The organism is Puia dinghuensis (assembly GCF_014642875.1).
Taxonomy (GTDB): Bacteria; Bacteroidota; Bacteroidia; order Chitinophagales; family Chitinophagaceae; genus Puia; species Puia dinghuensis.
This window is the reverse complement of sequence record NZ_BMJC01000003.1, coordinates 547,357-562,304: the sequence shown is the minus strand read 5'-3', so window position 1 is coordinate 562,304 and position 14,948 is coordinate 547,357. Positions and strand designations below refer to the sequence as shown.

At 54.1% G+C, this 14,948-nt stretch carries 14 protein-coding genes; 7 read left to right on the top strand and 7 right to left on the bottom strand.

Annotated elements, in window-relative coordinates; translation table 11 throughout:
• Positions 1-16 precede the first annotated feature (16 nt).
• Complete coding sequence (purU, locus tag IEY39_RS15540) at positions 17-844, bottom strand: formyltetrahydrofolate deformylase (protein ID WP_188933161.1); 828 nt, start codon at positions 842-844, stop codon at positions 17-19.
• Between the two features lie 107 nt (positions 845-951).
• On the opposite strand from purU, the gene IEY39_RS15535 reads away from it, so the two are divergent.
• The gene (locus IEY39_RS15535; protein WP_188933159.1) at positions 952-1,914 is read left to right on the top strand and encodes an NADP-dependent oxidoreductase; all 963 of its coding nucleotides are present in this window, start codon (positions 952-954) and stop codon (positions 1,912-1,914) included.
• On the opposite strand, the gene IEY39_RS15530 is transcribed toward IEY39_RS15535, so the two are convergent.
• The 3 genes from IEY39_RS15530 to IEY39_RS15520 form a co-directional block, all read right to left on the bottom strand.
• The gene (locus IEY39_RS15530) at positions 1,911-2,594 is read right to left on the bottom strand and encodes a methyltransferase family protein (RefSeq protein WP_188933157.1); all 684 of its coding nucleotides are present in this window, start codon (positions 2,592-2,594) and stop codon (positions 1,911-1,913) included. The genes IEY39_RS15535 and IEY39_RS15530 overlap by 4 nt on opposite strands.
• A gap of 331 nt (positions 2,595-2,925) precedes the next feature.
• Entirely contained in the window at positions 2,926-4,371 is a 1,446-nt protein-coding gene (locus tag IEY39_RS15525) for a TonB-dependent receptor (protein WP_188933155.1), read from the bottom strand.
• Between the two features lie 118 nt (positions 4,372-4,489).
• Entirely contained in the window at positions 4,490-5,635 is a 1,146-nt protein-coding gene (locus tag IEY39_RS15520; RefSeq protein WP_188933153.1) for a deoxyribonuclease II family protein, read from the bottom strand.
• Positions 5,636-5,731: 96 nt separating this feature from the next.
• Between IEY39_RS15520 and nagA the strand changes: the two genes are divergently transcribed.
• From nagA to IEY39_RS15505, 3 genes are read left to right on the top strand one after another with little or no spacing between them, the layout of a single operon-like run.
• Positions 5,732-6,934 (top strand): N-acetylglucosamine-6-phosphate deacetylase, encoded by a 1,203-nt coding sequence (gene nagA / locus IEY39_RS15515; RefSeq protein WP_188933151.1) that lies wholly within the window; start codon positions 5,732-5,734, stop codon positions 6,932-6,934.
• On the top strand, positions 6,927-7,691 hold the full coding sequence (locus IEY39_RS15510) for a glucosamine-6-phosphate deaminase (RefSeq protein WP_188933148.1): 765 nt from the start codon (positions 6,927-6,929) through the stop codon (positions 7,689-7,691). The genes nagA and IEY39_RS15510 overlap by 8 nt, the downstream gene beginning before the upstream one ends.
• Complete coding sequence (locus IEY39_RS15505; RefSeq protein WP_229688928.1) at positions 7,688-9,235, top strand: beta-N-acetylhexosaminidase; 1,548 nt, start codon at positions 7,688-7,690, stop codon at positions 9,233-9,235. Before IEY39_RS15510 ends, IEY39_RS15505 begins: the two co-directional genes overlap by 4 nt.
• Here IEY39_RS15505 and IEY39_RS15500 read toward each other — a convergent pair.
• Together IEY39_RS15500 and IEY39_RS15495 are read right to left on the bottom strand one after the other, a co-directional pair.
• Complete coding sequence (locus IEY39_RS15500; RefSeq protein WP_188933146.1) at positions 9,221-9,607, bottom strand: matrixin family metalloprotease; 387 nt, start codon at positions 9,605-9,607, stop codon at positions 9,221-9,223. The genes IEY39_RS15505 and IEY39_RS15500 overlap by 15 nt on opposite strands.
• A gap of 192 nt (positions 9,608-9,799) precedes the next feature.
• On the bottom strand, positions 9,800-10,339 hold the full coding sequence (locus IEY39_RS15495; protein ID WP_188933144.1) for a GyrI-like domain-containing protein: 540 nt from the start codon (positions 10,337-10,339) through the stop codon (positions 9,800-9,802).
• 145 nt (positions 10,340-10,484) lie between these two features.
• Between IEY39_RS15495 and IEY39_RS15490 the strand changes: the two genes are divergently transcribed.
• Together IEY39_RS15490 and IEY39_RS15485 are read left to right on the top strand one after the other, a co-directional pair.
• Positions 10,485-10,994, top strand: a complete 510-nt coding sequence (locus IEY39_RS15490; RefSeq protein WP_188933143.1) for a YybH family protein — start codon at positions 10,485-10,487, stop codon at positions 10,992-10,994.
• A gap of 131 nt (positions 10,995-11,125) precedes the next feature.
• Positions 11,126-12,304: an alginate lyase family protein gene (locus IEY39_RS15485; protein ID WP_188933141.1), complete on the top strand. Its 1,179-nt coding sequence runs from the start codon at positions 11,126-11,128 to the stop codon at positions 12,302-12,304.
• A 113-nt stretch (positions 12,305-12,417) separates the two neighbouring features.
• Here IEY39_RS15485 and IEY39_RS15480 read toward each other — a convergent pair whose 3' ends face one another.
• Positions 12,418-12,783, bottom strand: a complete 366-nt coding sequence (locus tag IEY39_RS15480; RefSeq protein ID WP_188933139.1) for an SWIB/MDM2 domain-containing protein — start codon at positions 12,781-12,783, stop codon at positions 12,418-12,420.
• 56 nt (positions 12,784-12,839) lie between these two features.
• Here IEY39_RS15480 and IEY39_RS15475 point away from each other — a divergent pair, with 56 nt between their 5' ends.
• Positions 12,840-14,948, top strand: coding sequence for a glycoside hydrolase family 97 protein (locus IEY39_RS15475; RefSeq protein ID WP_229688927.1), 2,109 nt, complete (start codon positions 12,840-12,842; stop codon positions 14,946-14,948).

Genomic DNA, 14,948 nt, shown 5'->3' with positions numbered 1-14,948 from the left:
TACCTAAATTACACTACTATTCAAAAACCACCGTTTTATTCTTATATACCAGCACACGATCATCAAACACCAGCCGGAGGGCCCTGGCCAGGACGGAAGTCTCGATCTCTTTACCCGCCTTCACCATATCTGCTGCTGTAAACGAATGGGTAACGGGGATGATCTGTTGTGCGATGATGGGGCCTTCGTCCAACTGATCGGTGACAAAATGTGCGGTAGCGCCGATGAGCTTGACGCCGCGTTCGAATGCCTGGCGATAGGGGTTGGCGCCTGCAAAGGCGGGTAGGAATGAGTGGTGGATATTAATGATATGGGAAGAAAAGGCGGTCACAAAGGAAGGAGAAAGGATGCGCATGAATTTAGCCAACACGATATAGTCGGGCTGATGGTTGAGCAGGACATCCATGATCTTTTGTTCAAATACCTCTTTTGGCAGATCCTGGTGAGAGATATGGGAGAACGGTACCTCAAACCGCTGGCAGATATCTTCCAGCATGGGATAATTTCCAATAACATGCTGAACGGACGCGCCAAGTGTTTTAAAATGATGGCGCACCAGGATATCCGAGAGACAATGGTACTCTCTTGTCACCAGTACTATGATCTTCTTCTCCGTGCGTGGGTTAACTGCAACTATGGCCTCAGGGGGAAGGAGGGAGCGCAACTTAGCTTCCAGCATGGCCTTCGGAACCTCTTTATCCACTTCTATCCGGATGAAAAACCGGTTCTCTATGGGGTCGACATGCTCACGCAGGGAGGTAATATTGAGTTGCTCCGCCGCAAGTACATTTGATATCGTTGCAACCAACCCTACCTGGTCCTTACACTGAATGACAGCAATCATATGCTAAATGGTGCAATTTTATGGTCTTCCTCGAATATAAGAAACCGGTTCGGATTTCTGAGCCCAAAAAATAGCTAACTTAATGGCTAGCGTTAAATTTTATTCCGATGAAAGCTATTGTATTGTCAAAACCGGGCGGTGTGGAAAATCTTGTTGTGCAGGATATTCGCACCCCCATCCCCGGGGATCATGAAGTGCTGGTACAAGTCAGGGCCATCAGCATCAATCCCGTCGACGGCTATGTCCGGGAGAGCGGCCTCTTAAAGCTCACTGTTTTGCATCTGCAGCCAGAAGAACAGCCCGTCATCCTGGGATGGGATATCGCAGGCACCGTCACAGACACCGGAAGATCGGTGACCCGCTTTAAAAAAGGGGATGATGTATTCGGGCTGGTCAACTTCGAAGGCCATGGTAAGGCATACGCGGAATATGTCGCAGCCCCCGAGTCTCATCTTGCCCTTAAACCAGCCGGCATTTCCCATGAAGAAGCCGCGGGAGCCACCCTGGCTGCGCTCACGGCCTGGCAGGCCCTTGTCAACTATGCGGATGTAAAAAAAGGCGACAAGGTGTTGATCCATGCCGCAGCCGGGGGCGTTGGTCACTACGCAGTGCAGATCGCAAAGGCTTTCGGCGCCTATGTCATTGGCACTTCCTCTGCGGCCAATAAAGCATTCATCCTTGGCCTGGGTGCAGACGAACATCTCGACTACAGCGCACAACGCTTCGAAGAAGTAATAAAAGACGCGGACATCGTCGTGGATTCCGTCTCTGACCCGGCAAACCTGGCGCGATCGATCGATGCGCTGAAACCCGGTGGCGCCCTGGTGAGCCTGGTCCACTCTTTCGACAAGAATATCCCGATCGCCAGGAAGGCCAGAGAGAAAAAAGTATTTACCCATCGTTTAGGAGTCAAATCCAGTGGCGAGGATATGGCGGCCATTGCAAAATTGCTTGATTCAGGCGCCCTTCGTTCATATATCTCGGAAACATTTCCCCTTGAGCAGATGGGGGCAGCCCATACGAGTATGGCTACGGGCAAGACCAGAGGAAAACTGGTCGTACTTCCTTAAAAGATGAACGGAATAAGCCGAAATCTAACTTTATTACAATACTCCTCGTACCCTGTCAATTTCGCTTTCAATTCGCGCTCTTCGTCAATGGCTCTGAAAATAATTACTGCGGCTAAAACCATAACCGCAACCAGCCCCCAAAAAGACCCGAGTGCAAGCGGCGTAAAAAATAGCAACACAAGCGCCCCGGTGTACATCGGATGGCGGACAACACCGTACAGTCCTGTAGAGATCACTTGCTGTTCTTCTTGTACTTCGATCGTTGCACTGAGAAAGGTGTTCGCTTTAAAAACGTAGAACAAAAAAACGAAGGCCAGTACGCAAAACGCGTCTCCGACATAGGACAAGTATAGCGGAACGTCTGACCATTTGTATCTATAGTCCAATGCCGATAGAATATAAACCCCAATAAATGCCACACCTGCTGCTGATTGGATCAGCTTTTGGGTTACGGTTGGCTCCGCAACGGGTCCGACAGCGAGTCTGCTTTCCAGCAGGTGCTTGTCGAATAAAAATAAATAGGCGGTAATAAAAAGGACGGGGACAAAAAACACAATTAAGTACAACCAGGCTAACCTGTAATGAAGACTGCCATAGGGTAAGAACATCGCCAGCGCCATGGCGAGAAGCAGGAATAGCATCCCTGCTATACTTTTGGATAATAACCGGGAATTTTTCATAGTGCCGCACCGCAATTTACAAACTTTCATCCTCACTCACTACGCAGTGCGTCATCGTACGTTTTTGATACAGCCACTGTTCGCAAATACAGCCCTTACTTGATACAGGTTGTTAAGATAATGCCCAGGATCAATGCGCCAACAAGAAATGCAGCAACATGTTCAGTTTTCATAAGAATGGATTTGGTTTAACAAAAAGATATCAAACCAAAATTGGTCAATAAAACACGATTTCCCAATTGCTAAACATTATTGTTCTCGCCATGTGGAAAAAAAGCGCCCGGTCTTTAGGCGCTTCTTGTCATAAACTCTTAATAAAGGAATAGAAAAACTACTGATTGGCCGGCCTGGGCTCACATACATACCCAAACAGACAGCGTGCTTTGATCATCGCTGCCACTTCGGACGGCACATATTGTTCCCATCCTTCCTCCCCATGCTTGATCATATGCAGAACCCTGTCCGTCTGTACCTGGAGATTACTCTCCTGGTAATGCCGGATATCCTCGATCTTATTATTGGCGATGAGGTATCGGTACAGGTCTACAAGGTGAGTCGGCGGGTTAAATCGCAGGCAGTTGTAAATAATCCCATTGCGCAGGGTAGGGTAGACGAACAGCTTAACATTCCGGCTGAACAGCGCGGCAAACGATTCGAGGATACCCCCCGGCAGATCTTTGTAATGTTCCTCGGAGAAGATATATTCCAGGTTGGGAAAGCCCAGCACCACCCCCATTTTGAGCCTGGTGATCTTCGACAGATAGGCCACTAATTTATAATACTCGTGGAAATCGGAGATCAGCACCGTCTGCCCCAACGCACATAGGATATCCACCCTATCGAGAAAATCTTTTTCATCTATGTCCGCAGTCGGGTCCGCATCTCTTTCCTTCAGCGCCTGGAGGGTCAGCTCCGTCACGACCACGACATTATCCTTATCTACATCCGGCTCCTGCAAAAATTGCCTGACACCGTTGTTTAGCATGTCGATATGGACATTGATCACCGGCCTGAACCGTCCGCGGATCACCACGGCATGCTTCTTATGCAACACCTCGGAAGGCTGCATGTTCTTCCCATCCGGACCGAACAAGGCCGCATCCGAAAAACCGTACTTCACCAGGTGCAGACTCATCAGCCGGTTGTCCACGTTGGTAAAATCAGGCCCTTCAAATCGGATCATGTCTATCTGCAGGGCATCCTTGGTGAGATTGTCCATCAGCGACTGAAGGAAAATATCGGGGTGGGTGTAATAGTAAAAACAGGCATAAAGGAGATTTACGCCGAGGACACCCACCGTGGCCTGCTGCAGAACATTGTCGTTATCCAGCAATTTCACATGGATCACCACGTCGTTGTATTCCCCGTTTGGCTTCAGCTGGAAGCGGACGCCCATCCAGCCATGTCCCTCATTCGTCTTGTGGTAATTCAGTGCCGTCATCGTATCGGCAAAAGAGAAAAAAGTAGTCCTCTCGCCGCGTGATTCGGCAAGCCGCTCGATCAATAGCCCATATTCCTTATCCTGCATCGCCATCAGCCGGGCTTCGCTTACATAGCGCCGGCCTTTCGATGCGCCATAGATGGCGTCGGAAAAGGTCATGTCGTAGGCTGACATTGTTTTGGCGATGGTGCCCGAAGAAGCCCCCGCCTTGAAGAAATAGGCGGCAACATCCTGTCCGGCGCCAATCTCTGCAAAGGAGCCGTAAATCTGGGGATCGAGGTTGATGGCAAGCGCTTTCTGTTTAGTTCCTAAGTCTTTGTTGTGAACGACACTCATACAATTCGTCATTTATATATATACCGCTGCCATAGAAAGACGCCCTAAATATACGCCTTTTCATATTACCTCATTATTACCTGCCTGTCGTCCCGCATCTGCTTGCCACCCCAAGCCATTACCCCTCCTTGATCCCCTTGGCTGTCGCTGCCTTGGAGAGGGAAGTCCCCACTTTTTTGGAATTTTTTATCTTACTGCTCGCTCTCACGTTGACCGCGCTCAGGATCGAACTGATCTCCTGCCACAGGGGGTCGCAGATAAAAGCAACCGTCCCCCCGCTTCGCTTTTCCATCGATTTCGTGAAATTGATATCACCAACACAGATATATTTCTTACCCGGCTCGCTCTTGGCCGTGATGGCTAATTTGGCGTGGTCATCTGCTTCCCCCCATTTGTAGGAAGGCTTGATCCCCAGCGGGGCCAGGTCTACCTCCTTCATGGCAACCACCGTGTGGATCTTATCGCTGTCTTCCGGACCCGGCTCCTGACCGTGTTCCCAGGTCTCCACGTCCAGGTTTTCGGCCAGCTGCGGCCCTACCAGGTCGTTGTAGAAGTCGTCATCATTGGCTGTGTTCCAGAATTTATTCTTGGCAAAACAGCTAAAGGCCATCCCCGCCTTCGATTTGAAGGTAATGTAGTTGGCGTAAGCTTTCGTACTCGTTGTCACCTTGTTGTTGAGCAGCGATTCCAGGGAGGTATTCTTTCCTTTTATCGCCGCCGGTACGGCAGACTTGTCATATACATTTGGCTGCTGCGCCACGAACATCTGGTCGGCGATCGCTTCCGCCGTCGCGCAATCTTTCAACGTGATGCAGAGGAAGGTCTGGGCATAGTCCGTCGCAGTGTGGGGATAGCCATAGGCGCCATGGGGCGGGAATTTTGGCGCCGAGTCGACCAGCCAGAAAGCGCTGTCGGTGCCAAAATCACAACAGAGCACCCCTTTCGTATGTCCCCGGACACCGTCGGTGACTCCCGTTATCGGGTTCTCGTCATTATAGAAGAACCAGGCAAAATCCGGGTTGTTGAGGTTATTGTAGATCTGGTTGAGCGTGTCGGACACCGCGCCCTTTTTCGGGTCACTGATCTGGTCGGCGGACAACGAAAGTTTCTTTCCTGTCGCGTCGAAATAAACATAGGCAGTGCCGGTAGGCTTACTGCCATCGCTGGCTGTCCCTTTGCTGGGAATTTTGTAGAGAAAGAACCAGTCCACCGGCTTTCCGAGATCGTTCATTGCGGACAATCCAACACTTGCTGACTTTGCCATAAGATTAGCGGTTTTTTTAGCGTGATAAAGAGTACCGTAATGCTAGGTAATTTTTGTTACTTAGCATACCGTATTTTCACTGATTTTTCCACCATCATGTCCACCACGCGACCCATCAAGATATCCAATGGCCGGATCATCACGCCTTACCGCCTTCTCCGCCACGCAACCCTCCTGGTTTCGGAAGGCCGCATCGCTGCCATCAGTGAAGGGGATATCGAGGCTCCGGAGGCGCTGGTCATCGATGCGGCGGGCCGGTATGTGGCCCCAGGCTTCATTGATATCCATGTTCACGGGGGCGGCGGCCACGATTTTATGGACGGAACCGAAGAGGCCTTCCATACCATCGCAAAATTCCACACCCGCCATGGGACGACAGCGATGACCCCCACGACCCTCAGCTGCGGGAAGGAAGAGCTGCTGGCCGTCCTCGAGACTTACCAACGCGTCAGCGGACAGCCTGGCCATGGCGCTCAATTCATCGGGATGCACCTCGAAGGCCCTTATTTCGCGATGAACCAGCGCGGCGCACAGGATGCCCGGTATATCCGTAACCCCGATCCGGCCGAATACCGTGAACTCACCACTCGCTTCCCCTTCATCCGCCGCTGGAGCGCGGCCCCGGAACTCCCCGGGGCACTTGATCTCGCCGACTGGCTCCGGGGAAAAGGCATCCTCCCTGCACTGGCCCACACCGAAGCTCTTTATGATGAAGTGCTGCAAGCCTTCGAAAGAGGATATACCCATGCCACCCACTTATATTCGATGATGCTTGGCGTCACCAGGCGCGGGGCCACGCGCTATGCGGGCGCCATCGAAGCCGCCTTTCTCATCGATGAAATGACCGTGGAGATAATCGCGGACGGCATCCACCTTCCCCCGCCGCTGCTTCAGCTGGTGTGTAAGATAAAAGGCCCCGGCAGGACGGCGCTCATCACCGATGCTATGCGGGGCGCCGGTATGCCGCCGGGGGAAAGCATCCTGGGCGCCCGGCACAACGGACTCCCGGTGATCATCGAAGACGGGGTCGCCAAGCTGCCCGATCGCAGCGCTTTCGCCGGCAGCGTAGCAACGGCCGACCGGCTGGTGCGCAACATGATCCAGCTGGCCGGTCAACCTGTAGCCGACGCGGTGAGGATGATGACCAGCACCCCCGCTGCCATCATGGGTGTAGGCGATCGCAAAGGGTCCCTGCTCCCGGGAAAGGATGCCGACATCGTCCTGTTCGACGACCAGGTGAACATCCACGTCACCATCGCCGGCGGCAATATCGTCTATACAAAAGAGGTCTATGCATAGCAACAGCATCAGGGGTAGCATCCACGTAAAGATAGCCGAAGACCGCCAGGCACTCGGCGTAGCCGCCGCCCTCGCCACCGCCGAAACGATCCGCCACCTGCTCGCAACCCAGCCAACGGTCAATATGGTCTTTGCGGCCGCCCCCTCGCAGAACGAGTTCCTGATAAGCCTGAACCGGCATCCCCTCGACTGGGACCGGATCAACGCCTTTCACATGGACGAATACATCGGCCTCACTGCCGGCGCCCCCCAATCCTTCGGCTTCTATCTGAAAGCGCATCTCTTCGATCTACATCTCTTCCGTCAGGTGCACCTGCTGAATGGCACAGCCCCCGATGTACAAGCCGAATGCCAGCGCTACGCGGCCTTACTGGAAGCGTGCCCCACCGACATCGTATGCATGGGCATCGGCGAGAATAATCATATCGCGTTTAACGATCCCCCCGTGGCCAATTTCAGGGACCCGGACCGTGTCAAGATCGTCACCCTGGACCCTGAATGCCGGCAACAGCAGGTGAACGACGGCTGCTTCCCCTCCCTGGCCGATGTTCCCCAACAGGCGCTGACCCTCACCATCCCATCCCTGCTCGCGGCCCGGTACATTTTCGCCATGGTCCCCGGCGAACGAAAGGCCAACGCAATCTTTCATACCTTCAACAGTCCCATTACCGAAAGCTACCCTTCCACCATCCTCCGAACCCACTCCGCCGTAGAATTATTCCTTGACTGCGATAGCAGCAAACTGATACAACCATGAAACCGATGTTTTTAGCCTTGCTCCTCGTACTGACACAAACGCGTCAGGGTGCTGCCCAGTCCTCCCTCCCCATCCGCGCCTTCCACCTCGACATGCGCATCCAGGTGATGACCATGCCCGCCCTCCGGGCCTTCGCCCAAAAACTGCACGCCGGCGGCATCAATACCCTCATCATGGAATATGAGGCAACCTATCCCTACGACAATCACCTTCTCATCCCCAACCGGTATGCGTACACAAAGGCCGAGATCGTCTCTTTCATCAACTATTGCGGTGGGCTCGGCATCGACGTGATCCCCCTGCAACAAAGCTTCGGACATGTCGAATACATCCTCCGTCACCAGCGCTACAAACCACTACGGGAAGACGACAAAGCCCTCTCCCAGGTGTGCCCGCTACAAATTACCGAAGACAGCCTCCTTTTCACCGATCTCTATACCCAATTGGCACAGACCCACCCCTCGCAGTATATTCACATCGGCTGCGACGAGACTTATCTGCTCGGCCACTGTGCGCGTTGTCGCAAGAAAGCAGAAGAGGGCGGCATATCAAAATTGTATTTCGACTATGTCGGCATGCTCTGTAACATCGTCCTCCGGCTGGGGAAGCGACCCGTCCTCTGGGCGGACATGGCGCTGAAATACCCCGATGCCATCCGGTCGCTCCCCGCGGGCACAGTCCTCGTGGACTGGAACTATGGCTGGGACATGAACCGCTTTGGTGATCACCAGAAGCTACTGGCCAGCGGCCTCACCATCTGGGGCGCCCCGGCCATCCGCAGCAGCCCTGATAATTTTTATCTCACAAAATGGGCAAAACATTTCAACAACATACGCGACTTCGTCCCCGCCGCCCGGCAGATGGGCTATAAAGGGATGGTCCTCACCTCCTGGTCTACCTCCGGCGCCTACTCTTATGTCTACGAGTCGGAGAACCAACTTTCCGATCTCCAGGCCATCCGCCATGTCTATCCCATCACCGGATTCAACATCCTGATAAGCGCCTATGTGGCAAGCCTTCGCTCGCCGGAGCCCATCGACGTTTCCCAATTTATCATCGACTATTGTCATCGGCAATATGGGTTTACCCGCGATCAGTCGCTGGCCTTCTGGCAGGCTTTACAAACAGCGCCTTACGAAGTCACCAACGGCGTGGTACAAAGCCCCACCCCCCTGGCGCTAACGGCGCTCATCGATAGCACCGTTGCCGCCGCCCGCACGCTCCGCACCCTCCAGCCGCAAAAGAATCAAAAGGAATTTGCGCACTACTGCCTGATGGCCGATATCCGCCTCCAATATCTGCGTTTCGAGGAAATAGAGGCGGAAGCCAATTCCCCCACGTTAACCCGCCGCGATATTCCAGCCTTGCTCATCCGCCTGCGCGCGCTGCTCGCCGAAGTGCCATCTCTCAGCCAACGCTTTATCGATCTCAACAAAAACGATTTCTACCTTTCTGAACTCAAACAGGAAAACGACCTCCGCAGTGTCCGCATCCGTGAGCTCTACGCGCGGCTGAGCAAGACACCCGGGTCAAAGCCGCGCTAACCTCTTTTTACAGGAAGAACATAGATCAGTCCCGCTGCTATCGACGGTCGCGATCTGCTCATTGGCATCATTCATGATACAATGCGGACTTTGACAATGCGGCAAACCAAGGTTGTGGCCTATCTCATGGATGACGATCGTTCTCAACCGGTGCTCATATTTGTCTGTGGCGGAAGAATAGAATCGTGCATCGCTGATCACGCAAACATTCCCCGGGCAATTCCCGAGCCCGAGGATACCCCACACCGCATATTTGCTGGCTGGCGCCTTGATCTGACCGCTCCTTTCTTTTTTGGTGATAAAAATATCCTTCCGCGTCAACCCGACCAGCATGGCGATGGTGTCGTCTCTCCGCTGCGATAACCAGGTCAAGATGGAATCCGCGGAATAACGCTCTCCTTTTGTACAAAAGCAAGCTGGCGCGCGTCGCGGAATTCGATGGGCTGAATAGCGATCGTATGCACCGCCCGCCCATTATTACCCCAATGGCAGCCGGAGAATAGAACTATTACCCCAAGAAGCCTTATCGAGCGCAGGCTATTCATGCCCGCAACTTACAAACAATTACACCATCACCGGCAGAAATCGCCGCATCGACCTCCTGTCCATTGCGGGCAGCAAAAATGCAATCTCCGTTTCCCATTTCGCGGCATCGGGAACAACTCGCTCATCCGTAAGATAAAATTCCGTCCGGCCCGCAAACGCCGTCCCTTCCCCCGGGATAACTTCCTTATCATCCCGGCCCATTTTCTCCACCCAGGCATCCAGCATCATATGCGCCTCCTTCAGATGACAATAAGCCCCGCGATGGATAAGCGTCGCATACTCACCGCCCGGGAACATCCCGCTGATGACCTCGTCCTCACCCGCCACTGCATAGGGTACCGTCACGCCCACCTCCACCAGCAACCGACCGTCCGCGGTCAGCCGCAGGTATTGAAAGAAAGGCGGTCCGCAAGGCTGTATATTCTTTTTTTTCAACCAGGCATACACTTCAGGATGAAGAGAAGGCAGCGTATGAGGGATATCCTTCATGGTGACGGTCGTCCTTATCGCCACATAATACCGCTCTTTGCGCCAGGTAATGACGGGTGGTGTGAGCATAATCTGACAGGATTTTAAGCATCAGCCACCACAAAAATACCTCATCTTCCAACCGCTGGTAAGGGGTAAAAGCGACAATTTTCAAGGGTGTAAGCGTCCTCTGGCGCGCATTCCAGTCCCGATTTTTCCTTATTTTACACCTGTTATGAGAAAAATCACGCTCCCCTTCCTGCTGCTGGCGCTGCTGTTCACCCGCTGCCAGAGCCCTGCCCCCAAAGCAACCCCTGCCGACACCACCAGCACCGGCCAGGCAATCACCACAGCGGCAAGCCCCGCCACCAGCGTGACGACCCCCGCCGACACCAGCCAACTCATCAGCGTAATGCAGCAGTCCGCCCGGGACTGGAACAAAGGCGACCTTTCCGGCTTCATGGACTCCTACGACGACAGCGCAACCATGATGTCACGCCATGGCCTCATCGGCAAGGATTCCATGATGATCCACTACCGGCAGACCTATTTTAAAGAAGGCGCCGCCCGCCAGCAACTCACCTTCGATCAATTCCGGATAATACCCCTCGCCGGGGACTATGTCCTGCTCACCGGCCGGTATACCCTGGCGGGTAACAACCTGCCCACCCTGTCGGGCCGTTTCTCCCTTGTATGCGTACACCGGCAAAAGGGCTGGAAGATACTGCACGATCATACCAGCTAAGAGCCGCCGCCCATCCGCCTGCAACCGATTCCAAACTGCACCTCTGGCGCATATACGCAAACGTTTCCGTAACTAAAGCCTGCTAAACTCCGCGAATCCCCGATTTTTGAGGCATCACAAAAATCTATCACATGAAGAAAAATCCCACATTGCTATGCCTCGGCATCGCCCTTCTTATCGGAACCGCAACCTTGCCAGGATGTGAAAAACCGGCGCTCAACAACTCCACCGCCACCTCGACTGCTCCCGGAACAAAAACCCGGACTACCGCCAGCACCGCCGCCCCGCAGATCACCAGCTTCGTCCACCCCGGGGTACTCAACACCCAGGCAAGCCTCGACCTTGTCGGGGGCCAGGTCAACAGCGGCGACCCCACCCGCAGCGCTTCTTATCAAAAGGTGCTCGATTTTATCAACAGCCACACCTATCCCACCTCCTTCTATTCAACGGTGGTGGTAGGCTCCAATGGGCAGACCTCCCCGTCCAAAACCCAGATCCGCAACGACGCCGAGCTCTGCTATGCCCTCGCGCTCCGCTGGGCGAAGACGGGCCATAGCGAATACGCCACCCAGGCCATCGGCATTCTCAACGGCTGGGCCTATACCTTCCAGAACTATGCATTGCTCAACTCTTCCACCAACCCCAACCAGCCCGATCTCGAGGCTTCCTGGACGACGCCCACCTTTGTAGCTGCGGCGGAGATCATCCGGTATTATACCGTGAATGGTCAGGGCTCCGGCTGGGCACCCGCCGACATCACCCAGTTCGAGAACTATCTCAACAACGTAAAGAACAATTACATCAACAACACCCCTAACTACAACAACAACTGGGATGCCTCGATGTCCTATGCCAGGATGGCCATCGGCATCTTCCTCAACAGCACCACCGTCTATCAGAATGGCTATAACGCATTGCTCAACTATCTGCCTATCGTCATCAACTCCGACGGAACCCTGCCCGAACTGTGTGGCCGCCAGGACTGCGTGCACTTTCAATACTCGCTCACGGCCTTCGCTTATGCCGCCGAGTTAGCCCGCGTCCAGGGTGATAATTCCCTCTGGTCGGCCAATAACAATCTGATCAGCGCCGGCTATGACTTCCAGTGGGCCGCCTACAATCAGACAACAGGTTGCAATTACTGTACGATGTCGAGCCCGGTATACCCCGGCGTGGAAGTGGCGTACAATGTGCTACAGACAAGCAGTTTGCAGAACTTACGGGCGCTGGACGCACCGCTTGGTGTCCCTAATGACAACACTTTTTTGGGGTTCACCACCTATACACATTTTAATGTGCCGGGGCTTTGAGGAAGGAGAGATTGATCTGTAAGAGATGAGGAGAAAAGAAAAAACCTGCCACCAGCCGATGGCAGGCTGACTAAAATAATATCAGCTGACAACCTCTCAGGAGAGGACTCGCCTTACTTCACATTCTTGCTGACGATCTTGGCGAGATCGAACATCGATACCTGATCTTTTCCGCCGAACACAGCCTTGAGCTTGGTATCGGCATTGATCATGCGCTTGTTCTTCTTATCCTGGAGGTTGTTCTTTTTGATATAATCCCATATCTTTTTAACGATCTCCGTTCTGGGAAGAGGCTTGCTGCCGATGACTTCCGCCAGTGTTGCGCTGGGAGAAAGAGGTGTCATAAATGCCGCATTAGGCTTGCGGGTGGAAGCTTTTTTCACCGCTTTTTTTGCTGCCTTTTTAGGGGCTTTTGCAGGTGCTTTTTTAGCGGCTTTCTTGGCTGTTTTCTTCGCAGCCTTCTTGATAGCTTTTGCCATGATGAATACTTTTTAATGGGTTAATGAAATAAATGTACAGATTTTAATTTTTCTGAATGCATAATTTCGTAAAAAAATTCCCATCGATGCTTGCTATCCGCCTGCTCTTTTGTATTGGCGCCCTTGCCCTAAACCTCGCTTGTCTGGCGACAGACCTCACCCTCACCTCCCCCGACGGAAACATCCGGGTCGTCTTCCGGCCCACGGATAGCTTCCCCTGTTATAGCGTCTGGTATAAGGGGGTACCCGTCGTCGATTCCTCTCCCCTAGACCTTATTTTCAAAGAACCCGGTAACACTCCCCCCGCCTCCTTCTTCGGCCGGGGCCTGCTGATCCACCCCGTCTACCGGGAAGGTGCCGATAGCTATACCCTGCCGGTAGGCCGCAACAGCACCGTCAGCGATCGATATACCGAATACTCCATCTCTATCACAGAGCCTCGAAACCGGCACCGGCGGCTCATCCTCGTCATCAGGGCGTACAATGACGGCGTTGCCTTTCGCTGGGTCTTCCCCAAACAACCCAACTGGAACAGCTATCAGCTGCTCGCCGAGAACTCCGGTTTCCGGCTCACCGGCGACCCCCTGCTCCAGGCCTCGTTCCTCCCGGGGTACACCACCTCCCACGAAGGACGCTATACCCGCCTGCCCCTTAGCAAAGTAAAAGGCGACACGCTCATGGACATGCCGGTATTCCTCGAACTGCCCGGCCACAGCGAACTGCCCGGCCGCGGTGAACCCACCACTGGCAGCAATCAGCAGGCGGCTGCCATATACATGGCCATCACCGAAGCCAACCTGACAGACTACGCCGGCATGTATCTCATAAAACACAACGGCATCCTCAAAAGCGATCTATCCCCTCTGCCTGACGGTGACGGCATAAGGGTAAAGGCCATCCTTCCTCATCGGACACCCTGGCGCGTCCTCTTCGTCGGTTCCCGGCCCGGCGCCTTTCTCGAGTCCAACCTGCTCACCGATCTCAACGACCCCTGTGCCATCAAAGACCTCTCCTGGCTAAAGCCCGGTAAGACGGATTTCCACTGGTGGAATGGCGACATCGTCCCGGACACCACCTTCTCCCCTGGTATCAACTTCGAGACAAACCAATACTACATCGACTTCTGTGCCCGCAACGGCATAGCCTATCATACGGTGATCGGCTATGGCGGCATCGCCTGGTATACCAACGATGGCGTCAGCTACTCCCCCGGTCCCCATTCCGATGTTACCCGGCCCATCCCCGGCCTGGACATGAAAAAACTTTGTGACTATGCCGCGTCAAAAGGCGTGGGTATCCGGGTATGGGTCCACTGGCAGGTGCTTTATCGCCATCTCGACAAGGCCTTCGACCAGTTCGAAAAATGGGGGTTAAAAGGAATGATGGTGGATTTTATGGATCGGGATGATCAGCAGATGGTCAATATCCAGACGGAAATTCTGCGAAAAGCGGCCGCGCATCATTTGCATATCCAGTTTCACGGCGCCTATAAACCCACGGGCCTCATCCGCACCTGGCCGAACGAGCTTACCCGCGAAGGCACCCTCAACTACGAAAACGATAAATGGGACAACCCCATCACCCCGGACGATGACCTCAACGTCGTCTTTACCCGGCTGCTGGCAGGAGCCACCGACTACCATTTAGGCGGGTTCCGCGCCGTGCCCCCATCGGAATACAAGGCGCAATACACCCGCCCCCTCGTGCTCGGCACCCGTTGTCATATGCTCGCGATGTATGTAGTGCTGGAAAGCTATCTCCCGATGGTGTGCGATTATCCTGCCGCCTATGAGGGACAAGACGGCTTTGATTTTATAAAAGCAGTGCCGTCCACCTGGGACGAGACCCGGGTACCGGCAGCCATTCCCGGCAATTGGGTCGCCATTGCCCGGCGCAAGGGCGACGATTGGTATGTAGGGACGATCAACGGCCCGACCACCAGCACCGTGTCGATCCCCCTCCGGTTCCTGCAACCCGGCCGATACGAAGCAACCCTCTATAGCGACGCCCCGGATGCCGCCACACAACCCAACCATCTCATCCGGAGCACCCGCATCGTCCAGTCCACCGATACCCTGCAGGCCGGCCTCGCAGCCGGCGGTGGTCAGGCCATAAAGCTAAGACGGCTGGACAATGCCCAGGCCGCCTCCGCCGTCCGACCCTGA

Excerpts from the sequence above, each read along its gene's own strand:
- IEY39_RS15535 (WP_188933159.1), top strand. The coding sequence starts at position 952 with ATGAAAGCTATTGTATTGTCAAAACCGGGCGGTGTGGAAAATCTTGTT.
- IEY39_RS15520 (WP_188933153.1), bottom strand. The coding sequence starts at position 5,635 with ATGGCAAAGTCAGCAAGTGTTGGATTGTCCGCAATGAACGATCTCGGA.
- IEY39_RS15505 (WP_229688928.1), top strand. The coding sequence starts at position 7,688 with ATGAAACCGATGTTTTTAGCCTTGCTCCTCGTACTGACACAAACGCGT.
- IEY39_RS15480 (WP_188933139.1), bottom strand. The coding sequence starts at position 12,783 with ATGGCAAAAGCTATCAAGAAGGCTGCGAAGAAAACAGCCAAGAAAGCC.
- IEY39_RS15525 (WP_188933155.1), bottom strand. The coding sequence starts at position 4,371 with ATGAGTGTCGTTCACAACAAAGACTTAGGAACTAAACAGAAAGCGCTT.
- IEY39_RS15475 (WP_229688927.1), top strand. The coding sequence starts at position 12,840 with ATGCATAATTTCGTAAAAAAATTCCCATCGATGCTTGCTATCCGCCTG.
- IEY39_RS15530 (WP_188933157.1), bottom strand. The coding sequence starts at position 2,594 with ATGAAAAATTCCCGGTTATTATCCAAAAGTATAGCAGGGATGCTATTC.
- IEY39_RS15485 (WP_188933141.1), top strand. The coding sequence starts at position 11,126 with ATGAAGAAAAATCCCACATTGCTATGCCTCGGCATCGCCCTTCTTATC.
- IEY39_RS15490 (WP_188933143.1), top strand. The coding sequence starts at position 10,485 with ATGAGAAAAATCACGCTCCCCTTCCTGCTGCTGGCGCTGCTGTTCACC.
- purU (WP_188933161.1), bottom strand. The coding sequence starts at position 844 with ATGATTGCTGTCATTCAGTGTAAGGACCAGGTAGGGTTGGTTGCAACG.
- IEY39_RS15510 (WP_188933148.1), top strand. The coding sequence starts at position 6,927 with ATGCATAGCAACAGCATCAGGGGTAGCATCCACGTAAAGATAGCCGAA.
- IEY39_RS15495 (WP_188933144.1), bottom strand. The coding sequence starts at position 10,339 with ATGCTCACACCACCCGTCATTACCTGGCGCAAAGAGCGGTATTATGTG.
- nagA (WP_188933151.1), top strand. The coding sequence starts at position 5,732 with ATGTCCACCACGCGACCCATCAAGATATCCAATGGCCGGATCATCACG.